Genomic DNA, 15,965 nt, shown 5'->3' with positions numbered 1-15,965 from the left:
TTTGATCATTTACTTCTCATTACTGAAGTGCTCCGCCGAATAACCATGAAACCCAATAATATAAGACAACTAAAGTAAACAATGTGGCTGGGGGAATAACAACAAAGGTGATTTTTACATATTCCCACCATGTAATCATGACTTTTCCCTTTCTAACGATGTGCATCCACATTAGCGTTGCAAGTGTTCCCATTGGCAGTAATAATGACCCCATATCACTTCCAATGACATTTGCTAAATAGGAGACTTTTAAGGCTAGCGGGCTAAGATCCATATTCATTAACGTAAGCGTTCCGACCATAAGTGCCGGGTGATTATTAAAGATATTAGAGAGGACCGTTAATAGTGCTCCCATCATCACACTGGCATTGAGCAGGCTTCCTGATACCATTGGACGCATATACTCAATAAGCAAATCTGTCAATCCAATATTATGCAGGCCATAAATAATGACATACATACTAAAGGCGAATACAAGAATATACCAGGGGGTTTTTTTCAGCATATCGACCGGTGATACTTTCAAATAGGCCCATCTCCAGCCTAAAAGGACAAGTGATCCAATCACGGCCATTACCGATACAGGTATGGCAAAATATGATGCGGCAAATAGACTGAGACGTACTGCAAATACAAATAGTAGGACATTTCTCATAAAGCGAGACCGATCCTTTTCGGTGGCATACGTTGGACCAGGTTTAAGCGGATGATATGAGCTTCTCGTCAAGCCGGTTACTTTAACAGGAACAGTTTTTGGTATAACCTTTTTAAAGCGAAGAAACAGAAGCCAAACAAGTAACAAAAGACCAAGCGTTGCTGGCACAAACATCATTGCCGTGTGCAGCCACAAGTCCATTTCCACTATTTTCAGAGCAATCAGGTTGACGATATTGCTGACCCCAATAGGTGCACTAGAAGCAGTAGCAATTAATCCGCCAGATAATAAATACGGTATTTTTTGATGATTTTTTAACCCCATATTGTTCAATAACATTACAAGAATGGGGGTGGTGATTAGAATACTTCCATCATTATTGAAGAAAAGTGTCATGAGAAAGCATAAAAGGTTGACATACCAGAATAACCTTATACCTGACCCATTTGCTTTAGCAGCGAGTTTCTCCGCTACCCAATTAAAAAATCCAAAGCTTTCTAATACAATAGCCATGACAATCGTTGCCATTATGGTAATCGCTGCACCCGAGATTGTTTCCGTAATAATTCCAAGGTCTGTCAGCGAAACACTTCCACTGATTAACACAAAAATCGCACCTATTGTGGCAGGAATGGCTTCGTTAATTCCTCTAGGTCTCCACAGAATAAAGATGAGTGTGGCCACAAATGCTAAAATGGTCATCCAAACCATAGGTTGAATCATATTTACTCGCCTTCCAATCTAGTTAGTTTTTCATGAAGTTTCATGAGATGACTCTACCTCCTCGATGGCCCAAGTCCGCTCTTGTCCCCCCCTTCCATCTATCTCTGTTGTCTGAGTGTACTTTATTTATATGTACTATGAACTGCACCCGCTTTGGGTTTGTACCCTTTTCCGGAATAAATCCACTAGAATCTATGGACAACTATCTTTAATGAATCAACCCAAACCATAGAAATTTACACAAAAATAGACAGACACGAGGATCTCTCATGTCTGTCTAAAAGTAAAAAGGGTAAACACCTATCATGACTAGGTATTTACCCTCTTAAAATAAGCGATTATAAACTTCTATTTATAAGTGATAAAATATTCCGTAATTCAGCGACAGGAACCTGCCCTGGAGCAGAGGCTTTCTTAGCTGATCCAAAAGTCAGTGCTGAACCAAATATTTCTCCAGCTACGCGGCTGATGATACCCCTTCCAGCCATTGACATGGTAATAATCGGTCTGTCAGCATATTGTTCAACCATTGTATTGGTTGCATCTAATAGTAATAATACGTCAGCTGCGGTTTTCGGCATTACTGCGATTTTTGGTAAATCTGCTCCCAATTCCTGTGCCTTTCTTAAACGAGAGATAATCTCTTCCTTTGCCGGCGTCTTGTCAAAATCATGATTCGAAACAATTACATAAACATCATTCTGATGCGCTGTATGTATCAATGATTTAATGTCATGTTCATCGTTAAATAACTCTACATCCACCATTTCAACCTGTCCAGATTCAGCGATTGTCTGATTTAATTGAAAATAGTAATGGGTGCTGACTTCCTTTTTTCCACCCTCTTTGGCGCTGCGGAAGGTAAAAATAAGCGGTATATCTTTTAGTATCGTTCGAATGGCAGCTAGCGCTTCTGTTACCTTCTCTATATCTTCCACTTGTTCAAAAAAATCCACACGCCATTCCACGACATCCAAGTCTACGGTTCTTAAAAATACCGCCTCTTCCTTTAATTGCTCTAGATTTCCCCCTACGATTGGAACACATATCTTTGGTTCCCCTTCTCCAAGCGTAACACCCTTTACCGTTATCGTTTTTCTCATTAAATACTCCCCTCCGCTCCAGCCTTATTTGGTTTCATGTAACTCCCAAGTTAATTTTAGGCTTTCGACAATACTTTCAGCCAATTCCTCCATATCTTGATGACTAATTTCAATGGTTGAGTGAAAATTATTTTTATAGATTTCTTGTCGTTTGTAAAATAACTCTTCAATTTCTTCCATTGACTTTCCATGAAGTACCGGGCGGCTGTCAACAATCAAACCTAGACGGTTCTTCCAGGCATCCCAGGTAATATCTAAATAAAATACAATACAGGAAGAGAGACAAACATTTCTAATTTCCTCTTGAAGGAAAGCTCCTCCTCCAACAGATATAATCTTTAATTTATAGTCACATAGACGTTGAATGAATTCCTTTTCCTTGGCCCTAAAAGCTTTTTCACCAATTTCAGCAAATATTTGAGGGATTGGCATCTTGTATTCTTTTTCAATTTCCTCATCGATATCAATAAAATCTCGATAAAGCTTTTGGGCTACTAACTTTCCAATCGTGGTTTTGCCAGCCCCCATAAAACCAATAAAAACAATATTTTTTTCTTTCCATGAACTGTTTGACAACGGTCTCCACAACTCCCACAGGCAATATTTTGTTTCCATTATAAGCTTTCTAATTGGAGAAAACCATCATGATTATTTTCCGGCTTTTTTTGGGAACATAAGTTTATACAATGATTCTAATGCTAGGAGAAAACATGGGAATGCCCTTTAAAAAAATGCTCTATTACTTAACAAAGTTACGAAATAGAATTTTTTTCCCTCTTTTTATCTTGTATGTTTTAATTGCTGCCTATATTGCTTTATACATTGAGCCAAAAACCTTCGGTACCTATTTAACCGCTATTTATTGGGTGCTGACTACCCTTGCTACGGTGGGTTTTGGAGACTATGCACCTGTTACCCAAATGGGGCAGGCCTTCACTATTATCCTTTATATAACCGGAATTGGACTTGTCAGTGTGTTTATTGGAAAAATGCTAAAAATCGTCACACTTTTCGACAAACTTAAAGTTGGAGGAAAAATGAAATATACAGGAAAAAATCATATTATTCTCATTGGATGGAGTGACAAATCAAAACTTGCCATCCAAGAAATCCTTAAATCAGATAAATCCGTTGACATTGTTATTATTGACGAACTTGAAAATGCTCCAATGGTGGAGAAACAACTATATTATGTCCGTGGTGATGCAACGGAGGAAGAGACACTGCTCCAAGCAAATTTACCAGAAGCGAAAGGGGTTATTATCTTTGCTGATCAAATTCTGCAAGATAACTTTGGCTCTAAAGACCCGCTGCTAGTTGACGGGAAAACAATGCTAATTGCAACAGCGATTACGGCGATTGAAGAGAAGCTTAATACTCCAATCCATGTTACAGCAGAGGTGGTCTACCAAAAACATATTCGGTTATTCCAACATGTAAAGGTAGATGAATTCATTCCAACACAAGAAATGATTTCTCATGCTGCCGTCCGTTCGTTATTTTCTCATGGGGTTACCAATATGTATTCGGAACTGATGAGCAGTCAGTATGAAGAATCCATGTATGAAATCGCAAAACAAGCTGACTGGAAAACATACCGGGATGCCTATTTAGATCTTCTCAATAAAGGGGCCACACTTGTTGCAGACAGAGGGAACCTGCAAATCAACCAAAAACTCGATGAACCCATTCCAGAGGAAGCCCAGCTATTTGTTATTTGCAATAAAGAGGCACTTGGAAAAATAAATCCATCAACCATTACTAAATAAAAAAAAGTGTGAAATCATTGGAACTCCTGATGATTTCACACTCTTTTTGCTTATTACACCAATTTAATTTTATCCTGAGGCTCTTCTAGCTTCATTTGCTCAAGTTCAAGCCTCATTCTTTCGGTTTCGATTAAATAGTTTTGGTGTTTAAGTTTCTCTAATTCTAATTCCCCTTCAATGATTTTGTACTTAATTTTTGATTGCTTCTGAAAATGGCCTGTTAAAATTGCGATAATCGGAATCGAAAATACCATAATAACTGCGATTGTCCCTGTCATCCAAACCCCTCCATGTCTTGTATTAGTTAAATAATACCAAATATTAGAAAAACTTTGTATTAAAATATAGAAAAGCATGGGCATATTCCCATGCTGCTAAGGTTATTTCAGTTGTGTTTTAGGCTTGTTCAGCAAATGCTTCACGGCATAGACCGGGTGATATAGCATCATCCATGGTCCAGAGTATCGCATGACCTTTTTCATTTCCAAACGATAGTTTGGCTTATAACAATGAACAGTACAGTTAGAACAGGCACTTTTTTCTTCGCCAAAACGGCAAAGTGAAAGTCTCATTAAAGCATAGGTTTTTAGGTTATGACAATCCTTGCATACCTCTTGTTGTTGATAGTGCTTCTTTTTACAATAAAGATTAATCATCTCTGTGACAATTTCCTTTTCCTTTTGGACAATAAGGCCATTATTTAATTGCCTCTTCATCGTATTTGAACCCCCCTCTGCATGAATCTCCGTGTTCATACTTAAACGATATCATAGTAAAACACCTTTGGAATTGCTAAACTTCAACAATTTTCTAACAAAATTCAATCAGAAAATTCCTTTGCTTGAATTTTCTTTCTCTTTGACAAAAACCTGTCTCCCTATATATGATAGATAGCAGTGAAAAAGGGTTAACACTACAAGTAAACGAAAAACCCCTAACTCGAAAGGTGGCTTATGATGACAGGAGAACAACGAAAGAAAATTACCATGTTGATGATCAACATGTTTATCGCAATTGGGAGTTTTGGAATCATCATCCCGATTTTACCAGCCTACTTGGAATCGATTAATCAAGGCGGAACTGCAGCTGGACTGTTCATTGCCATCTTTGCAGGCGCGCAGTTCATCTTTTCCCCGATTGCAGGTAAATGGACAGATCAATATGGACGCAGGAAAATGATTATTTATGGACTGGCAGGTCTTACCCTGTCGATGTTTATTTTTTACGCTTCGAATTCGATTGGGGTATTATATGCCTCTCGTGCTGTCGGAGGAATTGGCTGCGCGATGCTGGTACCAGCAATCTTTGCTTATATAGCGGATATTACGACCATTGAGCAGCGTGCCAAAGGAAATAGCTTAGTTTCGGCAGCGATGTCGCTCGGGATTGTCGTGGGTCCTGGAATCGGAGGATTTTTAGCAGAATTCGGTTTGAAATTTCCTATATTAATATCTGCACTAGTTTCACTTGTTTCCGTATTGTTTTCAGTTCTTCTTCTTAAGGAGAGTCAAACAGAGAAATTCGATATGGCAGCTGATTTACACCCTGATGAGTCTATGGCTCGCAAAATCGCCCGTTCAGTGAAAATGCCTTATTTTATTCCACTCATTATTACGCTAGTAATGAGTTTCGGCTTAATTGCCTATGAATCGGTCATTGGATTATACCTTGACAACCAGTTCCACTCTTCCGCTAAGGATATTGCCATCATGGTAACAGCTACCGGAGTGGTCAGTGTTATTGTTCAGCTCTTTGTTGTTGATAAAATTGTTAACCGATTTGGGGAAAGTTCAGTATTGAATGTTTTTATAGCTGTAGCAGCCGCAGGATTTTTGTTTTCACTTTACGCTTCGAGCTACAATCTATTCTTTATTATCTCTCTTTTTATCTTTCTATCAACCTCCATTCTCCGCCCGGTGCTCAACACACTGATTTCAAAGCTTGCTGGCAATGAGCAGGGATTTGCAATGGGAATGAATAATGCTTATATGAGTATTGGCAACGTAATTGGACCGACACTTGCAGGACTTCTTTACGATATCAAAATTACTTATCCCTTTGTGTTGGGATTTGTACTATTAGTGGTTACTTTATTCATTACATTCACGTGGCAAAGACGTTCACTAAGGACAAAAGCTGTTTTATAGTATAAGAAAAGACTGATGCGGGTCTGCATCAGTCTTTTTCTGCTATGAATTGGCTTTTTTATATTGATACATCTTCCACTGGTAATGAATAAAGCAGCCAATACAAAATCCTAAAATCGCTACAAAAGCCGCTATTCCAACCATGATGGTAAACACATATCCTGCGGTTTTCCACCCCAGCAGAAAACTAATGAATCCAACACTCAAACAGAAAACAGCTATCTTCTGGTTAAATTGCTGCTGTTCCCAATCCTCTGGAATATAATCTTTTTGTTTTTTCTTAAGAAAGAGCTTGGCAATATTCATAATTGGATTATATTTAAAAACAATTCCTGATATCCCTGCGAGTAATGGAACAATTAAAAACCATCCTTCAGCAAAAATTAGAGCTAAAACTGCACTAATGAAAATCACCCATTGGTTCGTTCTAACAAGTGGTCTAGGAATGAAACGTACATCTGACAATTAAAACCCACCTTTCTTATTGGTTTTATTAACTTAAGTTTACTTTCTTTACGTCGTATTGTATAGCAATCTAAATTAATAGCTGGCCTATTTTGTTTATTATCTATTTTATCAAAATAGAGATATTATTTTAAAAAAACTTTCTTTTCATCTGTTTGCAGTCCACAATCCCTATTTATCAATGTTCTATACCTTTATAATCTACAATTACCAAAAATAGTTTTTGACAATTGAAAAGAATCAAAAGTATTATTATATAATATATAAGGAGGTAGAATCATGTCGAATTACGATAGACAGAAAATTGTGGATAGTGTCCCTCAGAAAGGATTCTTCGGACATCCAAAAGGGTTATTCACACTTTTCTTTACAGAATTCTGGGAGCGTTTCTCTTACTATGGAATGAGGGCAATCCTCGTCTACTATATGTATTACGAAGTTTCAAAAGGCGGACTAGGACTCGATGAAAATCTTGCTCTTTCCATTATGTCCATATATGGATCTCTTGTTTATATGTCCGGGATTATCGGTGGCTGGTTAGCCGACCGGATTTTTGGTACCTCTAAAGCAATATTTTATGGTGGAATATTTATTATGTTCGGTCATACCGTCCTTGCAATACCCGGCAGCGTAGCCATGTTCTTTGTTTCTATGGTATTGATTGTACTCGGAACTGGTTTGCTGAAACCAAATGTTTCCACTGTTGTCGGTGATCTGTACAGCGAAAGTGATGACCGTCGTGATGCAGGTTTTACCATATTCTATATGGGGATTAACTTGGGTGGATTCTTAGCACCAATCATAGTCGGAAGTGTCATGGGTTATAGCTTCCACTTAGGCTTCGGAATTGCTGCTGTTGGTATGTTCGCAGGACTTATCATGTTTGTAGTAACAAAGAAGAAAAATCTTGGACTTGCTGGTACCAATGTTCCCAACCCACTTTCAAAGGCAGAAAAAAAGAAAACTTTTACTTTGATTGGATTTGGAATAGTCGTCCTAGCTGTCTTATGTGCAGTATTAATTCCAGCGGGAATCTTAACATTTGCAAGCTTTATTAATATCGTTACTTTTCTAGGGATTCTAATTCCTACTATATATTTTGTTGTTATGTATCGCAGCCCTAAAACTACGGCTGTTGAACGTTCCCGTATCATTGCATATATTCCATTATTCATTGCAGCCGTGATGTTCTGGTCAATCCAAGAGCAAGGTTCAACCATTCTTGCCAATTATGCGGATAAACGGACCCAATTAGATTGGTTGGGAATGACGATTTCTCCAGCTTGGTTCCAATCCTTGAACCCATTATTTATTATCATTCTAGCACCTGTATTTGCCTGGATTTGGGTTAAAATGGGGAACCGTCAGCCAACAATACCTCAAAAATTCTCATTGGCACTATTGTTTGCTGGTCTTTCATTCCTCGTTATTCTTTTACCAGCATACCTTGGCGGTACAGATTCACTCGTAAGCCCAATGTGGCTTGTACTAAGTTATTTAATTGTCGTATTTGGTGAATTGTGTATCTCACCTGTTGGTTTATCTGCAACAACCAAATTAGCACCAGCTGCATTTTCAGCGCAAACAATGAGCTTATGGTTCTTAGCAAGTGCTGCGGCTCAAGCTCTAAATGCACAAGTCGTTAAATTTTATACACCTGAAAATGAAATGGCCTACTTCGGTGTCATTGGCGGTGCAGCTATCGTCTTAAGTATAATCCTATTTGCATTAGCTCCGAAAATTCAGGGCTTAATGAAAGGAATTCGATAATCTAACGTAAAAAGCAGTATCTCATTTACTATGGGTTACTGCTTTTTACTTGTTATTTGCTAATAAAATCGCTAAGCTTATCGTACATAATTATTCACTGTAAGCATTCCAGGGGAGGAATTCAAATGAAAACGGTTTATGACTTTACTGTTAAAACAACAAATGGTGAGAGTAAATCACTCAAAGAATACGAAGGAAAGCCATTAATTATTGTTAATACGGCAAGCAAATGTGGATTAACCCCTCAGTTTAAAGGACTTCAAGAATTATATGATAAATACAAAGAGCAAGGCTTAGAGATTTTGGGATTTCCGTGCGATCAGTTTAATAATCAAGAATTTGAAAATATCGATGAAACTACACAATTTTGTCAGTTAAACTACGGAGTAACCTTCCCAATGTTCGCAAAAATCAAGGTAAATGGAGAAGAGGCTGACCCTTTATTCACTTACTTAAAAGACCAGAAAAAAGGACTTCTATCTAAAAACATAAAATGGAACTTTACTAAGTTTCTTGTTGATTCAAATGGAGTGGTTATTGAGCGTTACGCACCCACCACAGAACCTAATAAAATAGAAGATGATTTACTCCATTTATTATCATAATCTAATTAGATAAGATCATCGTGATTACAATAAAAGAGAGCGTTTCGATTGAAATGCTCTCTTTTATTGATATGATTAACAATATGATTTACTCTTGATAAATTTTTTAAGATTCGGAAAGAGGAGTTAATACCATGTCAGCAATTAAGAATGCCTCTTTTGTTAAAAAACCCAATTTAATTATAACTGCAATCGCTTTAGGTGTTATATTAAATCCATTAAATACCACGATGATCACAGTGGCATTGCCGGAAATAAAAAATGAATTTCACCTTACTTCAAAAGATCTTTCCTGGTTAATCGCTTCCTATTTTATGGTAAGTGCCATTTTCCTGCCGCTGCTTGGTAAATTAAGTGATTACTACGGGAGAAAGAAAATCTTTATTACAGGTCTCATTTTAGTTGCTATCTCTTCCTTTACCGCTCCTTTATCTCCAAATATGCCATTTTTATTAGGAATGAGAGCAATTCAGGCTATTGGTACATCTGCTCTTTATCCTGCAGGTATTGGAATGGTTCGATCTTATATTGAAAAGAATCAAAATAGGGTAATCGGCACACTATCTGTATTCGCTACCACCTCTGCCGCATTCGGTCCGACTATCAGCGGACTGTTGATTCAAAAGGGCGGCTGGCCTATTATATTTTATGTGAATTTCCCTATTATCACGATATCTGCGATATTGGCTTTTCTATACATACCCAAGGACAGTAAGGTCTCAGAAAAAGCCTTCAAGTGGGATGGAATTGGAATTATCTTATTTGGTTTATTAATATCCTTATGGATGTTCTTCCTCCAAGCCTTAGAGAATGAACTAAATCTATGGACATTACTAGCATCTATCCTAGTAACCTTTGTATTTTATCAATATGAAAAGAAGAACCAGGTACCTTTTATTAATGTGAACTTTTTGAGGAAAAACCTAAATATAACATTAATTTATATTTTATATGCGCTTTCGACGATCGTTTTTTTCTCCATGCTACTATCGATGCCAACCTATTTACAACTATTACTAAACCTTTCATCAAAATTAACCGGCATGGTTATGCTTTCTATTTCGATATTTGCCATGGTTGTTACTCCAGTTGCAACACGCTGGATGGAGAAGTCAGGTTATTTGAAACCTTTACTTTCGGGTACCGTTATCGGCCTGATCGGTGTTATCTCATTATTGACGATTAACCAAAACTCTCCGATTTCGTGGATATTTATAGTGTTATCGATCCTAGGTTTAAGCAATGGCATATTAAGCATCGGATTACAAACAATACTTTATTCATTTATTTCTAAATCCGACAGCGGCATTGCTTCCGGTTTATTAATGACATCTAGATTTATCGGAAATATCCTTGCTTCTAGTATTTTTGGAGTGATGTTTGCAACTGGGATCAATGATGGTAACCATAATTCAATGACCATAATCTTGTTCATTGTATCTGTTCTTTTACTGCCAGGAATCCTTTATATAACAAAAACAAAACTTTCTACGAAAACAATGAATCATTAAAATACAGAGAGCTTTTGGATGGTTTTCTCTTCTTTGATAAGTTGAGAAGGATACCGGTAAACTTCTGGGGAACGTGTACAAAGCTGTTCCCATGCATCGACACATTGTGGATCAAAATGGGTTCCTATGTTTTCCTTTAGGTACTTCATGGCTTCAAAATGTGTCCATGCCTTACGATAAGAACGTTCAGATGTCAACGCGTCATATACATCCGCAACTGCCACGATTCTCGCATAGAGAGGAATCTCATTTCCTTTCAGTTTATCTGGATATCCACTGCCATCCCACTTTTCATGATGGAACCGAATAATGCTTAGTTCCTCCTTCATAAATCCTAAGCTTCTGCACATATCATAGCCAAACACAGGATGCTTTTCAATTAAGGCCCTTTCTTCATCAAGTAATCTCGCCGGTTTATTCAGTATTTCATCCGGTATTTTTATTTTACCCGCGTCATGAACAAGTCCTCCTTGAACAATTGCCCGCAGTTGTTCAGGTTTCAAGTTAAGTTCCTCCGCTAGCTTTAACGCATACATGGTAACCCTAAAGGTATGTCCTGCTGTGTAGGTATCTTTTTTTTCCGTTGCAGTGACCAAATTTTTAACACTAGGAGAAATACTATTCGTAATCCGTTCAAAAGGGTCATTGGTAAACAAGGAACGAATTGACTCAGCAAGTGTGCCTTGTACAGCATATTGTTTAACCAAGCCGATAATCATCATGATCATGGCTGCAAGTAATAGAAAGTGATAGATCCACCAACTGAATGACCACTGCACCCCTCTTACCATGATTATTTGCGAGACCATTAACCAGCCGGAACTATAAACAATAGCGATTTGCAGAGGAAAGCGTGTGTACCTATATGATTGATAATAACAGGAAATCGTAGCACTACTTAACAGTAAGATGATAAGTGTTACGATGATATTCAACGGATTGGCATTCAGAGGAACGATGTCAACAATTTGCGGAAATAACATTCCGATTGTCCCAAAAACAGTTAAAGCTGCCGTCCATAAAGGTAGGAGCAAGTGCTGCCTCCTTGCGAGAAATTCTACAATTGGATGGTCAGATGACAATGACGATAACCATAGCCAAATAACCGCCAGCAACACACTAAATTGCGAAGAGATTCCTGGCAGGTGCGTGAAACCATGTATGAAATCAGGTGTAGAAAGTCCATGGATTGAAAACATTAATCCAAGAGATAGAAACGCTAATGAGAGAAAACTTACTTGTATATTACGTATTCTCCTCCCAGCAACTCCTACTGCAATAGAAATTATAGCGGCTAATAATGATACTAGACTTACGATATAAAAATGTTCCATTGGTTTAGATAAAAACAAATCCTTAAAATAACCCAAATGAAAAGCCTCAAAAGTTAGATAAGGAACTAAAATGGCAGCCAATGGCCCACAAAAGCTACTACGTTTCATCAAAATTCCCCCGAATTCCATATTACAACTATTATACTGCCAACCCCGGCTGTTCAGTATCATAAACTTTCCAATCTTGGTAACACTACATATAGTCTCTTCCAAAAAAGGAGAAGAAGTATGTTTAATTTTTTTAAAAGTAAAAATACAGAAATAGAAAGTTTGAAAAAGGCATTAGCAAAATCTCATGATTATAAATGCGTTGAGTATTTTAATAAAAAATCTAACATCTCTTTTACTTTGAAATTTTTAGCGACGCTTGTGGATGAAAAAACCGTACAAGATAGTGTACTTCCCTATCTACTTGAAGAGAACTTTAAACAAATTGATGATGCAAAAGAGATTATCCCACTTGCTGATATTACAGTTTCAGAGGATATCTCCCTTATTGAAGAACGGCTTTTTAGCGGCTCTGTGGTGTTAACGGTAAACGGAAATGATAACAGATTTTGTTTTTTAGGAGCACAAAAAGTAATTTGGTTTGCTCTGGTATTCCTTTTACTCGTAATTTATATCGTAAATGGCGGCTTTAGAACCGTTGCCGGAATTGCTTTTTTCTCGATTGTTTTACCATTCTATATCGCCATTTTATTTGTTGTTATTATCCGTTATTCCGACTTTACCAATTTGCTTCCGATTTTCGACCATTCTGTAAAAGAGATACTACTGGGAAGTCGTGATATGACTTTTTCCGTTTTAGGGTTTGAAACATTATTATTTTTTTATCCTTTCATACAAAACCCAGAAAAGGCAAAAAAGTGGGCTCATTTTGGAGTTTTGTTCACAACAATTATATGTGTCTATTTAGCAATCCTTGCCTTTGGCTATTTTTCTGAGGCACAATTGCAAAAGCATGTTTGGCCAACGTTAACCATGTGGAAAATTATTAAAATGCCCTTTGTTGAACGCTTTGAATACATTGGAATCGCAAACTGGAGTTTAGTGATATTACCTAATATATGTATTTCTATATGGAGTGCAAGCAGATTGATGAAGCAAATATTCTCCATTCGCCAAAAAACATCCGTTCCATTCATCTCAATTCTTTGTCTAATCGGTACCTCTTTGCTCATAACAAGAGAACAGATTAATATACTGACTGATATTACCTCAAAGGTTGGTTATTACCTTATTATCATATATATTCCATTATTGTTTGTAGGTACATTCATTGCAAAGAAGGTGAGAACTCGTGAAACCAATTCTTAAAATTTCACGCTATATTTGCCTGCTATTCATCCTAACTGGATGTGTCAAAAAGGAGATTTTAGATGAAATAAGTCTAATTGAAGGTATTGGCTTTGACTATATCGATAAGGAAAACATTCAAGGTACAGTTGTTATCCCCGTCTACCTTCCCGATCAACCACCTAAAAACAATACCTTCACCGCTGAAGCTGAGATTAAGAAATCTATCCTTCAGGACATACAACGCGAGGCTGCAGACCCAATTGTAACCGGAAGTCTTGAGGTGGTTTTATTTAGTAAGACTTTATCGGAAAAGGTAGGAATTCTTCCATTAGTTGATGCCTTTCAAAGAGATCCAGCTGTAGGGGCTGGTCTCTATTTAGCTGTAGTGGACGGGGAAACGAAGAAATTACTAGCTGGTGATTACGGAATAAGAGGAAATGCCGACTATATCTCGAAGTTGCTAGAGCATAATGTCAAAAACGAAGATCTTCCAAAAACAAATCTACAATTGTTTCTAGCTGATTTTTATCAAGAAGGTAAAACCCCCTTCCTTCCACAAATAAAACATATCGGAAAAGGTAAGATGGCAATAAACGGGATTTCCCTTCTAAGGTCTGGAAAAATGGTTGATCTTATCAAACCGGATGAGATGTTTTCTTTCAAGCTGTTAGTAGATAAATACAGTGAAGGAATGCACCGAGTCAAAATTGATAATGGTGAGGCAGCTATAAGAAGCATTCATTCATCCCATAACTATGAATTAACAAAGAGGAACCCAACAGAAATCACAGTCCATTTAAAGGTTGAGGGCGTCATTAATGAATTTACCGGTCAAGAGCTCACGCCTAAATTAATGCATAAACTACAAGAGCAGTTTGAAAAAGATATTCGTAAAGAATGCATTGCCATGATAAACCGTTTTAAAGAAAAAGAGATTGATCCAATCGGGTTTGGTCATTTTGTTAAGACACAGACCAGAAATTTTGATTTTAACAATTGGAGAGAAAATCAATATAAAGACCTTGTAGTAAAGATAAAACCTGAGGTGAAAATCTCTGAATCCGGGGTTATAGAGTAATAAAAAAGCAAGCAGACTTGACCTCAAAAAAAAGGATTTGTCTGCTTGCTCGAATATCTTATACAATTCCAGTTAATAAGTAAACTGCAATGATAAAGAACGCCGCAATTGTTTTAATAATGGTAATCGCAAAAATGTCACGGTAAGATTGCTTATGTGTTAAACCTGTGATTGCCAATAAGGTAATAACAGCTCCGTTATGCGGAAGTGTATCCATACCACCAGAAGCCATGGAGATAACACGGTGCATAACCTCAAGCGGAATATCGAATTGATTTGCTAGTTCAATATATTTTTCCGACATCATCCCAAGGGTGATGGCAATACCTGCAGAAGCTGAACCAGAGATAGCAGAAAGAATGTTAGTTGTAACAGCTCCATTTAGTAATGGGTGACCAAATACTTTGGCAATCCCATCTCTTGCCATACCAAAACCAGGTAAATTGGAAATAACAGCACCAAATCCATATTCTGTAGCTGAGTTCATAATAGCAAGCAGCGCACCTGCAACTCCGACTTTCATTCCATCTTTGAAATTCATGATTACAGGTTTACGATTATAAATAATCGTAGCAATAATCCCGACTAAAAGAGCGATTTCCACAGACCAAATTCCGATCACTTTTGAAGTTTCAATACTAGGAAAATTCATTCCAATTGCTTGGAAGTCGAAACCATTTGGATACCATTTTGGAATAATCGTTGTTAATACTTTGTTTAAAACTGCTACTAATAAAACTGGAACAAAAGCAAAGATCTTACGTCCGATACTTTCTTGTTCCCCTAAATCGATGGTTACTTCACTGTCATCCTTAATTGTTCCGAAGCTGTCATAACCTTCTCCAGCTTTTTCTGCTTTAATACGACGAGAATTTAAATACCACATTCCGAGGACGAAGATAAAGATAGCTCCGATAATCCCAAGTGTAGGTGCAGCATAAAGATCTGTTTTAAAGAAGGTTGTTGGAATTACGTTTTGTACTTGCGGTGAACCAGGTAAGGCGTCCATGGTAAAGGTGAATGAACCAAGTGCAATGGTTCCTGGAATTAAACGCTTTGGAATATTTGATTGTCTGAAAAGATGTGCAGCAAATGGATAGACCGCGAATGCTACAACCACTAAGCTAACTCCACTATACGTTAATATAGCAGCAAGTAAAACGATCGCTAACATACCTCTTTTTTGACCAACGGCTTGGACAATAGTAGAAGCAATGGTTTTCGCAAGTCCTGACATTTCTACTACTTTACCAAAAATTGCTCCTAATAAGAAGATTGGAAAGTATAATTGAATGTATTCAACCATTTTCCCCATAAATACATTCGAGTAAAAAGGCAGAATCCATCCGGGTTCTGTTAAAAGTACAGCAAATAACGCACAAAGAGGTGCAAAAATGATAACTGTGAATCCTCGGTATGCGATGAACATTAGCATTCCGAGTGCTAATAGTATAATTACTAACTCCATGAAATTTTCCCCCGCTCTAGCTAGTAGTTGTCTTTGGT

15 protein-coding genes are annotated in these 15,965 nt (G+C 37.4%); 7 read left to right on the top strand and 8 right to left on the bottom strand.

Going from position 1 to position 15,965, the window contains the following annotated elements:
• Positions 1 to 19 precede the first annotated feature (19 nt).
• The 3 genes from AC2TFD_RS03075 to AC2TFD_RS03065 all read right to left on the bottom strand — a co-directional run bounded on the left by AC2TFD_RS03075 (position 20) and on the right by AC2TFD_RS03065 (position 3,009).
• On the bottom strand, positions 20 to 1,378 hold the full coding sequence (locus tag AC2TFD_RS03075; RefSeq protein WP_335514512.1) for an arsenic transporter: 1,359 nt from the start codon (positions 1,376 to 1,378) through the stop codon (positions 20 to 22).
• 338 nt (positions 1,379 to 1,716) lie between these two features.
• Positions 1,717 to 2,481, bottom strand: coding sequence for a type I 3-dehydroquinate dehydratase (aroD, locus tag AC2TFD_RS03070; RefSeq protein ID WP_335514509.1), 765 nt, complete (start codon positions 2,479 to 2,481; stop codon positions 1,717 to 1,719).
• 24 nt (positions 2,482 to 2,505) lie between these two features.
• On the bottom strand, positions 2,506 to 3,009 hold the full coding sequence (locus AC2TFD_RS03065) for a shikimate kinase (protein ID WP_335514585.1): 504 nt from the start codon (positions 3,007 to 3,009) through the stop codon (positions 2,506 to 2,508).
• 188 nt (positions 3,010 to 3,197) lie between these two features.
• On the opposite strand from AC2TFD_RS03065, the gene AC2TFD_RS03060 reads away from it, so the two are divergent.
• A complete protein-coding gene (locus tag AC2TFD_RS03060; protein ID WP_335514506.1) occupies positions 3,198 to 4,250 on the top strand; it encodes a potassium channel family protein in 1,053 nt (350 codons plus the stop codon).
• Between the two features lie 53 nt (positions 4,251 to 4,303).
• On the opposite strand, the gene AC2TFD_RS03055 is transcribed toward AC2TFD_RS03060, so the two are convergent.
• Positions 4,304 to 4,528, bottom strand: a complete 225-nt coding sequence (locus AC2TFD_RS03055; protein ID WP_335514503.1) for a hypothetical protein — start codon at positions 4,526 to 4,528, stop codon at positions 4,304 to 4,306.
• Between the two features lie 102 nt (positions 4,529 to 4,630).
• Positions 4,631 to 4,966 carry a nitrous oxide-stimulated promoter family protein gene (locus AC2TFD_RS03050; RefSeq protein ID WP_335514500.1) on the bottom strand — a complete coding sequence of 112 codons (336 nt, stop codon included), beginning with the start codon at positions 4,964 to 4,966 and terminating at the stop codon, positions 4,631 to 4,633.
• A 240-nt stretch (positions 4,967 to 5,206) separates the two neighbouring features.
• On the opposite strand from AC2TFD_RS03050, the gene AC2TFD_RS03045 reads away from it, so the two are divergent.
• Entirely contained in the window at positions 5,207 to 6,397 is a 1,191-nt protein-coding gene (locus AC2TFD_RS03045; protein ID WP_335514497.1) for an MFS transporter, read from the top strand.
• A gap of 42 nt (positions 6,398 to 6,439) precedes the next feature.
• On the opposite strand, the gene AC2TFD_RS03040 is transcribed toward AC2TFD_RS03045, so the two are convergent.
• The gene (locus tag AC2TFD_RS03040; protein ID WP_335514493.1) at positions 6,440 to 6,862 is read right to left on the bottom strand and encodes a DUF4395 domain-containing protein; all 423 of its coding nucleotides are present in this window, start codon (positions 6,860 to 6,862) and stop codon (positions 6,440 to 6,442) included.
• A 279-nt stretch (positions 6,863 to 7,141) separates the two neighbouring features.
• Here AC2TFD_RS03040 and AC2TFD_RS03035 point away from each other — a divergent pair, with 279 nt between their 5' ends.
• The 3 genes from AC2TFD_RS03035 to AC2TFD_RS03025 all read left to right on the top strand — a co-directional run bounded on the left by AC2TFD_RS03035 (position 7,142) and on the right by AC2TFD_RS03025 (position 10,748).
• Positions 7,142 to 8,632, top strand: a complete 1,491-nt coding sequence (locus tag AC2TFD_RS03035) for a peptide MFS transporter (RefSeq protein ID WP_335567354.1) — start codon at positions 7,142 to 7,144, stop codon at positions 8,630 to 8,632.
• A gap of 125 nt (positions 8,633 to 8,757) precedes the next feature.
• Complete coding sequence (locus tag AC2TFD_RS03030) at positions 8,758 to 9,237, top strand: glutathione peroxidase (protein WP_335514485.1); 480 nt, start codon at positions 8,758 to 8,760, stop codon at positions 9,235 to 9,237.
• A gap of 134 nt (positions 9,238 to 9,371) precedes the next feature.
• On the top strand, positions 9,372 to 10,748 hold the full coding sequence (locus AC2TFD_RS03025) for an MFS transporter (protein WP_484674952.1): 1,377 nt from the start codon (positions 9,372 to 9,374) through the stop codon (positions 10,746 to 10,748).
• On the opposite strand, the gene AC2TFD_RS03020 is transcribed toward AC2TFD_RS03025, so the two are convergent.
• Positions 10,745 to 12,190: an HD-GYP domain-containing protein gene (locus AC2TFD_RS03020; RefSeq protein ID WP_335514479.1), complete on the bottom strand. Its 1,446-nt coding sequence runs from the start codon at positions 12,188 to 12,190 to the stop codon at positions 10,745 to 10,747. The genes AC2TFD_RS03025 and AC2TFD_RS03020 overlap by 4 nt on opposite strands.
• Before the next feature lie 120 nt (positions 12,191 to 12,310).
• Here AC2TFD_RS03020 and AC2TFD_RS03015 point away from each other — a divergent pair, with 120 nt between their 5' ends.
• Both AC2TFD_RS03015 and AC2TFD_RS03010 read left to right on the top strand, forming a co-directional pair.
• The gene (locus AC2TFD_RS03015) at positions 12,311 to 13,399 is read left to right on the top strand and encodes a GerAB/ArcD/ProY family transporter (RefSeq protein ID WP_484674951.1); all 1,089 of its coding nucleotides are present in this window, start codon (positions 12,311 to 12,313) and stop codon (positions 13,397 to 13,399) included.
• Positions 13,383 to 14,459, top strand: coding sequence for a Ger(x)C family spore germination protein (locus tag AC2TFD_RS03010; RefSeq protein ID WP_335514472.1), 1,077 nt, complete (start codon positions 13,383 to 13,385; stop codon positions 14,457 to 14,459). Before AC2TFD_RS03015 ends, AC2TFD_RS03010 begins: the two co-directional genes overlap by 17 nt.
• Positions 14,460 to 14,517: 58 nt before the next feature.
• On the opposite strand, the gene AC2TFD_RS03005 is transcribed toward AC2TFD_RS03010, so the two are convergent.
• Positions 14,518 to 15,927, bottom strand: coding sequence for a GntP family permease (locus AC2TFD_RS03005; RefSeq protein WP_335514468.1), 1,410 nt, complete (start codon positions 15,925 to 15,927; stop codon positions 14,518 to 14,520).
• Between the last annotated feature and the right edge of the window lie 38 nt (positions 15,928 to 15,965).

The sequence above is a fragment of the Neobacillus sp. plas4 genome, from assembly GCF_057221695.1.
The sequence above is the reverse complement of the archived record's forward strand: the minus strand, read 5'-3'. Positions and strand labels throughout refer to the sequence as shown.